The organism is Paenibacillus enshidis (assembly GCF_042136365.1).
In the GTDB taxonomy this organism is placed as follows: domain Bacteria; phylum Bacillota; class Bacilli; order Paenibacillales; family Paenibacillaceae; genus Paenibacillus; species Paenibacillus enshidis.
The window spans coordinates 1-12,217 of record NZ_JBHHMI010000049.1 but is presented as its reverse complement, the minus strand read 5'-3'; the positions used below and the strand labels follow the sequence as shown (position 1 = coordinate 12,217).

Sequence of the window (12,217 nt, the reverse complement as noted above, 5' to 3'; positions counted from 1 at the left end):
CCCCCGCATTCTGATCAAAAGGGATAATCGTGCAAGGCTGTATGGAGAGGCACCAAGCACCAAGCACCGGGCACCAGGCACCACCTTATAGACACCCACCTCACTCTGGCTACTATTGAGTTAAAAACACATCCTGGGTTCGGTCGGTCCCCCATAGGAGAACCGGCCGAACCCAGGATGTGCCATTCGTCAGGCCTGTTCAAGTATAAATCATACGGTTAAGAAGAACGTCTATCGACGCATACATCTCTCGAAGCTTGGCCGTTTCACAACGGCTGAATCGTAAATTCAAATGCCAGGGACTGATCCGCCTTGATGCGGTACTCCTCATGAACCGGAGCTCCCCAGCTGTCGTCTCCGCCCACGCCCATTTGCTTGCCCGCCACCGTAATTACGGTATAGTGAACCTCAGGCAGCTCATACAGATGATAGGCGCTTTCCAGCTCGAATGCGGTATACGGCGAGATATTGGCCTCAACCGGTGCCGATGCTGGCGCTGTAATGCGGATGCCTCGCTGCAGGTCGTCCGTGATGTCCACACGCCGGACCCCGGTACGGTTGCCGGACGCCTGCGGAACCACATAACCGGACACGTTGTCCGCCGCCTCGTTGCTGAAGGTCGTCAGCCTTGCGCCGAAAGCACGGTCAGCGTAGTTCTCCTCCGGCCCCAGCGCATACCAGTCCAGATGGCGATAATCCGCCGGAACCTTGAACGACAGGGCGAAAATCGGCAGATCCGGCAGCCCGGATGTGCCCTCATACATGTTCTTCACCCGCACGCTTCCATCCGCATACACCGTATAAGCCGTGGCCACTCCCACACTTGCATGCACACTAAGGCTGTAGTGGAAGGTAACCGTTACGCAGCCTTGATCTTCCGTAATGGCAACACTCGTACATTTGCGCGCCAGACTTGCCGCAAACCAGGCTCCCGCTTCGTAGCCCAATGCCATACCTTTGTCATTGTCCGTCGTGGCCCGCCAGAACAGCGGCGCCGGCGGCATGGCGATCATCTCCCGGCCGGAGTAACGCAGCGAAGTCAGGCTGCCGGCTCCCTTCGAGAACATCACCGAGAAGTTGTTGCCATGCACGCCGATGTTCACATCTCCCTGGACAACCTTCAGCTCACCCGCAGGCAGCTGTGGAGAAACCGCATCCTCCACCTGGAAAACATGCTGGCCGAAGGCCACTTCATGGCCAGCCGGGGCCCACAGCGCAGGCTCGCGCAGTACGAGCGAAGCATGAATCACATATTCGCCCGGAGCGGCGGCCACATCCGGCAGCTCATACGCGATGAATGCCTCGCTTCCCGCAGCCACCTCAGGCTGCAGAATGCCGCGATAGATCTCCCGCCCTTCATGGAGCAGGCTGTACACGAGATCATAGTCTTTCGTTCCCGCGAACAGGTTTTCATTATTCACGGTCACTCCACTGCGTTCAGGGAATAGCTTGATGTTCTGATACAGGAATTTGACCTCCTGCATCTTCGGCGACAACTTCCGGTCCGCGTAGACAATGCCGTCCGTACAGAAGTTATAATCCGTCGCCCGGTCGTCGAAATCGCCGCCAAAGGCAAGATACTCCTGGCCATAGCGGTTCTTTTTCATGACAGCCTGATCAATATAATCCCAGATGAAGCCGCCCTGATACATCTCATATTTATGCTCAAGCTCGGTATACTTGTGCATGCCACCCACCGAGTTGCCCATCGCGTGCATATACTCGCAGCTGATATATGGCTTCTGCGGATTGTCGTTCAGGTATTGTTCAATATCGGCCACCTTGGCATACATGCGGCTTTCCATATCGCTTGTATCATTGTAATCCCGGTTGTGGAAGACACCTTCATAATGAACCAGTCTGCCAGGGTCCGCCGCTCTGAAATAGTTGGCGACATTCAGTATCACTTCGCCCGCATAGGATTCATTACCGCAGGACCAGATGAGAATGGAAGGGTGATTTTTATCCCGCTCCAGCATCGATACTGCCCGATCCATGACAATATCCTGCCACTCTGGCAGATTGCCCGGAATATTCCAGGACGGCTCGACCGCCCCCAGCTTCTGCCACGACCCATGTGTCTCCAGGTTCATCTCATCAATGACATAAATGCCGTACTCGTCACACAGCTCATACCACAACGTCTGGTTCGGATAATGGGAGGTGCGGACGGCATTCATGTTGTTCTGCTTCAAGGCGCGGATGTCCCACAGCATATCTTCCCTCGTAATCGCCCGCCCTGTGCGGCAGTTGAATTCATGGCGGTTCACACCTTTGAAAACGATGCGTTTGCCGTTCAGGCACATCACCTTATGGATCATTTCGAAGCGGCGGAAGCCTGCCTTCTGCGGAATGACTTCAACCAGTTCCCCGGCCTCGTTATAGATGTGGATGTACAAGGTATACAGATATGGTTGCTCCGCGCTCCATGGGCTGACCTGCTCAATGGTTCCGGACAGAGACAGCTTTCCATCCGAGAAAGCCCCCTCCAATGAAGCAACAACCTGATGGTCCGCATCCTTGACGTCTACCCGCACCCGAGCAGGCACATCTTTCTCCAGCTTCAGGTCTAACTGCAACGTGCCATTCTTATAGGAATCATCCAGCCCGGCCTGCACCTTGACATCACGCACATGGATTTCAGGAATGGTGTACAGATACACATCTCTGAAAATACCGGAAAACCGCCAGAAATCCTGATCCTCCAGCCACGCGCCCGTGCTTCTCTGATACACCTCCACCGCCAGCCGGTTCTCCCCCTCCTGCAGAAAAGGCGTCAGCTCAAAGTCCGAGGGAGTAAAGCTGTCTTCACCATAACCGACAAAATGCCCGTTTAGCCACACATAAAACGCCGTTTCCACGCCCTGAAAGGAGATGAATACAGGCCGGTCCTTCATGGAATCCGGCAGCCGAAAGCTGGTCACATAGCTGCCCACCGGATTGTCTCCCTCCGGAAGCTGCGGCGGCCGCAGCTCGTGATGCCCGTCCCACGGATACATCGTGTTCACGTACTGCATTTGCCCATAACCTTGGGTCTGGATATGGCCAGGTACGGTAATGTTGCCCCAGCCGCTCACGTTGAAATCCTCCAGATAGAACGACTGCGGGCGGCTGGCGGGACTTGTGGCATAGTTGAACTTCCACGTGCCGTTCAGGCTGTGGCGCATAGCCATGGGACCCTGCGCTTCCGCTTCCTGCACCGTTTTATAGTATTTGTGGTCCGAATAAGCAGGCAGCCGGTTGACCGCGAACACGCTCACATCCGACAGCCACTCCTGGCTCCATTCATTGACTCTTGAAGTCTTTGCTCCCACCAAAAAAATCCACTCCCACGCAAAAAGTTTATTTAACGGAACCCACCATACCTGCTACAAAATGCTTCTGCATCACAAAGAATACAATTGCTGTAGGCAGAGTTGAGATGACGATCGCGGTCATAATGACCCCGTAATCCGGCGAATAGCTTGAGCCCAGATTGGAAATGAGCAGCGGAATCGTCTGATTCTCGGGAGTCTGCAGCACGATCAGCGGCCACAGGTAGTTGTTCCAGCTCGACATGAACGTAATGATCGCGGCGGCGGCATAAGTCGTCCTCATTGTCGGCACATACACCCGGAAGAACAGACCCAGTTCGGACAAGCCGTCCATCCGGCCCGCTTCCAGCAGATCCTTGGGGAACATTTTGGAGCTTTGTCGGAAGAAGAAAATCAGGAACGCCGTTGCAAACGTTGGAATCACCACTGCCGCCATCGTATCGATGCCCAGCGCAGGAACGAAATTCGTAATCGACCCGAACATCCGATAGAGCGGAACCATGAGTGCCGCAAAAGGAATCATCATGGACAGCAGCAGGATGTTGAAGACGACGTCCTTCGCCCGGCTTCTGTACACCTCAAAGCCATAACCGGCCAGGGAGGAAATAAGCAGCGCCAGTATAGTGGTTGTGATGGAAATTTTCGCCGAATTGCCCAGCGCCGTCATGATATCCACCTGCTGCAAGAGTTTGCTTATGTTCTCACCCAGGAAAGAGCCCGGGGACAGCTTGCCACGCGTAACATCTACCGAAGCATTCGTAGAGCTGACCAGCATCCACAGAAAAGGAAAGATGGACACAAATGCCGCCACACTCAGAAAAATATATGTGAAAATCGTCTTGGCTTTACCCATTTCGCTCACCTGCCGCTTTAAACTGAAGGAATGACAAGATAATGATCATAATCACGATCGAATAAGACACCGTTGCCGCATAACCGAAGTCGGCCGAATATTTGAAGGACAGGTTATAAATGTAATGCGAGATGGTCGTCGTGGCATTACCCGGACCGCCTTTCGTAATATTCACAACCTCGTCGAAGAGCTGCAATGTCCCAATCGTCGATGTAATGGACGTAAACAGAATAATCGGCTTCAGCAGCGGAACGGTGATGCTGAAAAACTGCCGTACCGCCGATGCTCCGTCAATCCGGGCCGCCTCGTAAATCGATGAATCGATATTTTGCAGACCTGACAGGTAAAAAATCATGTTGTAGCCCGTCCAGCGCCACGTAATCGCGATAATGATCGTCACCTTGGCCCAGAACGGATCGGTAATCCACTGAATCGGCGCACTGATGATATGCAAATTCAGCAGGAAAGAGTTCACCAGCCCGTCCCCGGAGAACAGATATTTAAATACGACGGAGTAAGCAACGAGCGATGTAATAGTGGGCAGGAAGATCGCCGTGCGGAACAATCCTTTGAATTTCAGATTTTTATCATTCAGCAGCACGGAAATGAACAACGCCAGAATCACCATCAGCGGGACCTGGAAAATAAGATAAATAAACGTATTCTTGACGGCGGTCAGAAACATGGAATCCGTAAACAACCGCGCATAGTTGTCAATTCCGGTAAAGGTAAGGTTGGTTCCCGTTCCGGTCTGGAAGGACAGAATCAGGGCCCGCAGCATGGGATAAAAATAAAAAGCAAAGATCATAATGACCGCGGCGGCGATGAACAGCCAGCCGGTCAGACCCGCTTTTACCCTTCCGGACAAGCCGGGCTTGTTGGCTCCTCTATGTGATGATTTGGCAGGTCCGGCGAGACCCGGTTTGGCTTCTCTCATATAACTCACTCCTTATTTAAACAGGCACGCGATTCCTTGCCCAGCATTCGTCAAGGGGTCGCGCGCCTGCTATCTGTCTATGGCTCTGGACACAGCATGTGCTGTGTTATTTCAACTGCGCTTCCGCCTGAGTCTGAGCATCATTGATGACGGAGTCAACATCCTTGCCATTCATGTAATTCTGAACTTCAACAGCCAGAATATCCTCGATGGCATACGTATGCAGACCATAGTTCACTGTCGGAATTTGTTCCGACCATTTTGCGAAGTCAGCATAGATTTTTTGTCCGTTGAAGAATTCCTGTCCTTCTTCGTAAGCCGGTCCGCTGGCTGCTGCTTTCAGTGAGCCGATGGCGCCGATTTTGGTAATCATTTGCTGATACAACTGGGTGTCTGAACCGAAGGTTTGCTTCAGGAAGTCTGCTGCCGTATCCTGGCCATCCATGTTCATGACATACCACGAGCTGCCGCCGAGGTTAGAGGCGTTCACAGAATTGTTGCCGGCCATTTTTGGAAACGGTACAACAGCCCATTTGCCGGATTGGGAAGCTTCCGCCTTGATGGAAGGCGTAATCCAGTTGCCTGTCGGAACAGTTGCCACATTACCGCTGTTAAAGGCGGCCAGGAATTGACTCCAGTCGGAGGTCATAGTCACAATGTTGGCATCCATAAGCTTTTTGTAAGTCTCCAGCGCTTCTTTCATCGCCGGGTTGCCCGCCAGGTCAGGCGTCTTTCCGTCTTCTTTCAGGTACCATGAGCCTGCGGACTGCAGCATCATGCGGATCAACCCAAGGTCATTCGGGTCCTGTGACAGGAAGTCCTTGCCGGTTTTTGCTTTGACATCCTTACCGATCTCAATATAACGATCCCATGTAATGTTCGTCAGATCTTCGGCCTTATAGCCAGCTTGCTCCAGGTAGTCTGTTCTGACATACAATCCGGTAACGCCGGAATCGAACGGAACGCCGTACTGCTTGCCGTTCGCGCTGGTCGGTCCGATTTTGTAATCAGCGAAGGCTGCAGGATCAATCGTGTTTGTCATGTCATGGAAAGCATCCGGATATGCCTGCAGGAAGTTCTGCGCCCGGTAATCCTCGATCAGCACGATATTCGGCAGACCTTTTGTCGTACCGGAGTTCAAGCCTGTGTTCAGCTTTTGCACGATATCATTCTGTGCGTATTCCACGATGTTGATGGTCACATCCGGATGCTTGGCCACATACAACTCCTTGGCAATATTCAGTGCGGCGATATTAAAGTTAGGGTCCCAGGCCCAGATCGTGATCTCTTTTTTATTGGGATCCGAGGCCGCCCCTTCCTTTGCACCCCCGCCGCTTGAACAAGCGGACAACACGAGCACGCATGCCAACAAGAGCAAAATCATTTTCTTCATGTGTTCAACCCCTGTTTCTTTTTAGAATTCGGGTTTCTTGAAACCCTTTACTGAAAGCGTTTCCCTTCAGCATGAATATCTTATCACTCACGCTTTTGCGCCAGCTATAAATATCTTTGCCTAGATTTGTTTTATTATTATGTCCTTTCATTAGATAACGCTTTCAAATTGTACTTTTTTTTGTTTCTGGCATTTTTATTGGCGATCTTCGCTTTGCTGCAGCTTCGCCTTGAGCTGATCCAGATCAATCACGCTACCAGTTACTCTTGCCTCTTCAGCCGCATAGGCCATCATGTGACTTTCGACAGACCTGTCAATGGAGGATCTGCTGCTGAAGCCGGGATTGTTCAAATTTTGCAAAAAATCGTTCATCAGGCCTGTATCGCCGCCAAGATGTCCGCCGCTCATGGCAGTCGGCCGAATGACCGTTTGCTGAGTGGCCTCAACCATGTTGGAGTTGAAGCGGGTGACTTCAATGACATTCAAGCTGTCATCCCCCCGGATTTCTCCATGCTCACACATGATTTTGATCGTGCGGCACATTTTATTGGTAAATCCGCTTAGGTTAAACGTAGCCGTAACCCCGTTCTTAAACTCGATAAGGGTCACCTGATGATCACACACATCATTGTCCATCCGGTACACGCAGTGTCCGTAAGGACTCGTCTGCAGCGCCTGCAGCAATCCTTCTTCCGTCTGATCCGCCGCAACGACTGTAGCCGGCCATTGCCCCCGCACAGGCAAATAGGCTTTTCTTGCATCGAACCGGCATTCCGCAGCGACCTTGCAGTCCAGGCATCGCTCAGCGCTGCCGGCCGGCGCATTCTCCTCTGTAAAATAAGTGAGGCTGCCATACGAAGAGATTCGTTTGGCATCGCTGTCCACAAGCCAGGATAAAATATCCATGTCATGACAGGACTTCTGCATGATGATCGGACTGGTCAGATCGCTTCTCCTCCAATTACCTCTTACAAAGGAATGAGCCATATGGAAATTGCCGATATTCTCGTTATGCTGAATGGTGATGATTTTACCAAGCTCCTGGCTGTCAATGATGCTCTTCATCTCTGCAAAGAAATTCGTATACCTGAGCACATGGCATACAATCACCTTGCGGCCTTTCTTATTGGCCTTTTCGTTGATTCTCAAACATTCTTCAGGACTTGGTGAAATGGGTTTTTCCAGCAAAATATCATAGCCAAGCTCCAGCGCTTCCATCGTTTGCGCATAATGATCTCGATCCATGGAAGAGATGATGATGGCATCGCAAATTTTCCCCAATCCATAAAATTCATCCACAGATGCGAATTGTTTATCCAGCGGAATCTGAAACTCATCCGCTGCCGCCTTTCTTCTGCTATCATCCGGCTCAACCACCGCCACAATTTCCGCACTTTGATATGCATGTCTTGAATAGATCATGCCTCTTTGTCCTGCACCGATTAATGCCAGCTTCAAATCCATAACCTCCCATATAAATGGTTGTTGCTTTATGCTCGTTCAATCAGGGGCAGCGTAATTCTCACCCTCGTGCCCTCGCCTTTGGCGCTTGTGATGCTTACCCCGTAATCCTCGCCGTACAGCAGGGTAACGCGGTTATGCACATTCTGAATGCCGATGCCGGTAAAAAGCTGGCGCTTGCTCTTCGGATTGGGCAGCGTACCCTGGCCGGACAAGCCGTCCATGCCATCGCCGTTATCCGCAACCTCGCAAATGAGCATATCCTCTGTGCGGGACACCAGAATGTAGATCATGCCTTCGTTTTTCTGATTAAAGGCATGGAAGAACGCATTCTCAATAAAAGGCTGGATGATCAGCTTCGGCACATGATAGTGCATGCAGTCGGGTGATGCGAATGTATTGACCTTGATCCGGTCTCCATAGCGGACATGGTTAATAAACACGTAATTTTGCATATTGGCCAGCTCCTGCTCGATGGTGACCGTTTCATTGACGTTGCTAATCGTATTCTGCAGCAGAGAGATGAGCGCATTGATGGTCTCGGCGGCCTTCTCCTTGCTGCCCTGCTGCACCAGAAATTTGATGGAGGCCAGCGTATTGTACAGAAAATGCGGATTAATCTGCCGCTGCAGCGCCGCCAGCTCGGCATTCCGCTGTTCCTTCTGGGTATACAGCAGCTTGGCGATATAATCGTTCAGCTCGTAGAGCATGTAGTTAAAAGCCTTGCCCAGCTCGCGCGTCTCGTAGCTGCCGCCAATGTCGATGTAATTATCGAAATTTTTCTCCGTAATATTCGCCATCTGCTTGACAAGACGGGACAGAGAATCCGTCATCCTTCTGGAAATCAGGAATACGATCAGCAGGGAAAGCGAAATAATCGCCAGACAGATCAGCACGACCGACTTGACGTTGATAATCTGGCCTACGGCATACTTGCGGTCAATCAGATTGACGAGATAGAAATCGTAGGCAGGGATGTAATTGGCGAGCAGAATATGGTCCTTGCCCATCACTTCCGCATTTTTGTAGGAAAGTTGCTGAGTGGCGATATCCACCGCATCGCTGAGCAGCTCGGGCGAGCTCTGTCCGATCCATTCTGCGCGGTTGCTGGAAACGATGCGGCCAGCATTGTCCAGAATGACGACATCATTGCCTGTGCTGGTAAAATTGGAATAGAACTGTTTGAATTCCTGTTCGCGGATGGAGACATACAAAGTGCCGTACAGTGTTCCGCTGGTACGTTCGACAAGGGCTTTGGAGGCGATGATAAAATGTTCGTCCTGCGCCGCCCCGTCCGCACGTTCACGGTCATACTGATACATGAGCCGCTTCGGCTCGGCAATGGTATTGACCGTAATGTGGTGGCCTGCCAGGTCTTCCCCCGCCACGGACCAATTCATCTGGCCGGCAGAATAGCTTCTGCCGTTCACGCCTGCAATGGTAATACCTACATCATAAGCGTCCACGCTGGATTTGATCTGCTTCATCTGCTGGCCCATGTTGAAATAAGTCTTGGCCGTCGTGACAGAATCGGCGCTGCCGGCGGTCAGGAAGCTCTTCACCGTCAGACTTTGGGACGCATAGCTGGAGGCGTTGACGATAGAATCATTGAAGGACTCAAAGCTCGTTTTTATCTGGTTCAGCACCTTCGAATTCGTAATGCTGAAGGTCTCGACGAACAGACGCTCCGACATGCGGAGCGTCACCAGCGAGGTGAACACGCATACCGCCGTAATGCTGATGATCATGACGATGAATATGTTAAAGAACAGCCCGCCCTGCTTCATGCGGTCTAAATATTTTTTCATACGTTCTTCCCTTTTCCCTGTTAGTGCTTTCTTCGATATTGGCTGGGCGAGATGCCTGTCAGCTTCTTGAATACCTTGGTAAAATAGCTGTGATCCGAGTACCCGACCATGCTGCTGATCTCCGAAATCGGAGCCGTGCTGGAACGCAGCAGCTCTGCCGCCTGATCGATACGGACTTTATTCAGATATTCGCTGAACCCTTCCTGGTTGTGCGCGGCAAAATAGGTCGATAAATAAGACGGGTTGAAATGAAAATGCTTGGCCAGCGCGGTCAGACTGAGCGGTTCGCTGTAATGGTCATTGATGTAATCAAGGAGCATTTTCATGCTATCGTCACCCGCCTGCTGCCGTTTCAAGGAAATCAATATGTCCGCTTCCTGCAGGAAATCCTCCAGCCTGGCGGTGGCTTCATGCACATTGCCCGCCTCTTCGATAGCCTGAAAGTAGGCAAACTTCGCTTTGTCCAGCTCCTTGACATCATATCCGGAGCCGCCGAGCAGAATCGTAATATTGAAAACAATGTTCCCCAGAAAGGACCTGAATTCGGAAGCGGGGCTGCTGTAATCCTGCGCCATCCCGGCAACATGATGCCGCAGGGACTGGAAGGCCGCTTCAAAATGCTCCCGTTTCATTTCTTCGGCAAAACGCTTCAGGTCAAACACAGCGGTGTGCGAAGCCTGCTGCGGCAAGGAATCCTCCGTTAAGAGCGGTGCCTCCGGAACATAAAACCTGCTGTCCAGCAGCTTCATCAGCCTGTCCCTGAATATGCTTCCCAATTCGCTGAACTCGCTGAACCAACGGCTGACCACCCATCCGGAGCCTGGTTGGCCTGTGGCCGACGACTGTGCCAGACTTTCTGCTTTCGCCAGCAGATGTGCATAGTCCGCCTGCTCCACATTGATCAATAAAACCGACAAATGGCTGTCTGCCGGTACGGGCATGATTACAATATGCTCCATGGACGCCCGCAGCGAGTCGGCAAACTGCTGTCCGGGATCGGATAACCCGGCCCCGTCTTTGGGAGACAAACGGCCCCGGTCCGCACCAAGCAGGCAAAAACCGCTATAGGGAAAATGACGCTGTGGAATATCCGGGTCAAATTCAAAGTCATAGGACGCAACCAGCTTCCCGATCACGGACTCCACCGTGACGGTATGCTCGCCGCTGCCGCCGCTGTATTGGAGGGACGGAATGCGGCGGGCGGTCTTTTGCAGCACCCGCAACAGCTCCTCTGTCTCCAGCTTCGGTTTTAGTATATAATCGGCCACCCCGCTTTGGAAGGTCGAGCGGACATACTCGAACTCGCCGTAGCTGCTGAGCACAATGATTTCAATATGCGGATAACGGCTTTTCACCACTCTGGTGAACTCTTCGCCGTCCATCAAGGGCATGACAATATCAGTAATAACAATGTGCGGCTGCACCGTTTCAATCAGCTCCAGGGCCTCGCGGCCGTTGGAGGCCTCCCCGATGATCTCGAATCCGTACTGCTCCCAGCTCAAATAATGCTTGATCCCCTGACGGACAAGCGTTTCATCATCCACGATCAAAATCCGGCACATCTGCTCCATGCTCTCACTCCCCAACATTAAGGAAATTCCTGGTGATCCATATCACAAGTTCATATGATAGCGCTTTAATAAGTGTTCTTATGCTACCATAATTCAATTCAAAGGGGCAAAGAAATTTTATTTTTCAGCAGCATGTAAAAATTGGCCCGGGCTGCTACTGTTACATGTTGCGAGACGCTCCGGGCATATTCTCTACATACATCCTTATTGCATTTCTAAGTATTTGAGCAACTGCTCGTTTACCTAACTCATCTTCAACATAACCCCTGTTTCTTTAGCTTTAAAGATTGAACGAGAAATCACCCAATCCAAAAGAACGTATTCTTCTGGGTTTACAGTAATCTGCCTTAATAACTCAACTTTCGCAGCATGAAATCGGCAAACAGGCCCTGATATAACGGGGCAAAACGGAGATCTGCTGCTGGGATTGACGCTGAATCAAAGCAGACAGCTTTTTGCCAGCTTTCTTGCAAGAAGGGGATTCGCCCCCCTCAGAGTCTAGTGGCCCGAGTGAGATCGATGTCTATAGGGCGTGGTGTCTGTTGCCTGGTGCCCGGTGCTTGGTGCTTGGTGCTTCTCCATACAGCCTTGCACCATTATCCCTTTTGATCAGAATGCGGGGGTTGGGGGTTGGGGGGCCTAGGGGAAGGAATAAAGAGAAACGAGAAAAGAGAAAAGAAAAAAAGAGGCAGCTCAAGTGGAATGTTCGGCTTGAAACGGGAACACATGTTTGGTATAATGAAAAAAAGAACTTATGTTCGCGGATTATGGATTCGGAGGCGAGCAGACATGGAAGTCCAAGTGGAAACGGAACTTCAACCCTTTAGCCGTCGTTATCACAACGAGCAGGCCTGCATGGAGGCATTGATCGCGATGAAGT

The 12,217-nt window shown here is 51.5% G+C and carries 7 protein-coding genes; all 7 read right to left on the bottom strand.

Going from position 1 to position 12,217, the window contains the following annotated elements; genetic code table 11:
• Positions 1 to 266 precede the first annotated feature (266 nt).
• The gene (gene lacZ / locus ACE41H_RS24640; protein ID WP_375358219.1) at positions 267 to 3,314 is read right to left on the bottom strand and encodes a beta-galactosidase, LacZ type; all 3,048 of its coding nucleotides are present in this window, start codon (positions 3,312 to 3,314) and stop codon (positions 267 to 269) included.
• Positions 3,315 to 3,342: 28 nt separating this feature from the next.
• Positions 3,343 to 4,167 carry a carbohydrate ABC transporter permease gene (locus tag ACE41H_RS24635; protein ID WP_375358217.1) on the bottom strand — a complete coding sequence of 275 codons (825 nt, stop codon included), beginning with the start codon at positions 4,165 to 4,167 and terminating at the stop codon, positions 3,343 to 3,345.
• Positions 4,160 to 5,104: a carbohydrate ABC transporter permease gene (locus ACE41H_RS24630; RefSeq protein ID WP_375358216.1), complete on the bottom strand. Its 945-nt coding sequence runs from the start codon at positions 5,102 to 5,104 to the stop codon at positions 4,160 to 4,162. The genes ACE41H_RS24635 and ACE41H_RS24630 overlap by 8 nt, the downstream gene beginning before the upstream one ends.
• Positions 5,105 to 5,210: 106 nt before the next feature.
• A complete protein-coding gene (locus tag ACE41H_RS24625; protein WP_375358215.1) occupies positions 5,211 to 6,497 on the bottom strand; it encodes an ABC transporter substrate-binding protein in 1,287 nt (428 codons plus the stop codon).
• Positions 6,498 to 6,692: 195 nt separating this feature from the next.
• A complete protein-coding gene (locus ACE41H_RS24620; RefSeq protein WP_375358214.1) occupies positions 6,693 to 7,955 on the bottom strand; it encodes a Gfo/Idh/MocA family protein in 1,263 nt (420 codons plus the stop codon).
• A 32-nt stretch (positions 7,956 to 7,987) separates the two neighbouring features.
• Complete coding sequence (locus tag ACE41H_RS24615; RefSeq protein WP_375358213.1) at positions 7,988 to 9,766, bottom strand: cache domain-containing sensor histidine kinase; 1,779 nt, start codon at positions 9,764 to 9,766, stop codon at positions 7,988 to 7,990.
• A 20-nt stretch (positions 9,767 to 9,786) separates the two neighbouring features.
• A complete protein-coding gene (locus ACE41H_RS24610; protein ID WP_375358218.1) occupies positions 9,787 to 11,337 on the bottom strand; it encodes a response regulator in 1,551 nt (516 codons plus the stop codon).
• Positions 11,338 to 12,217 lie beyond the last annotated feature (880 nt).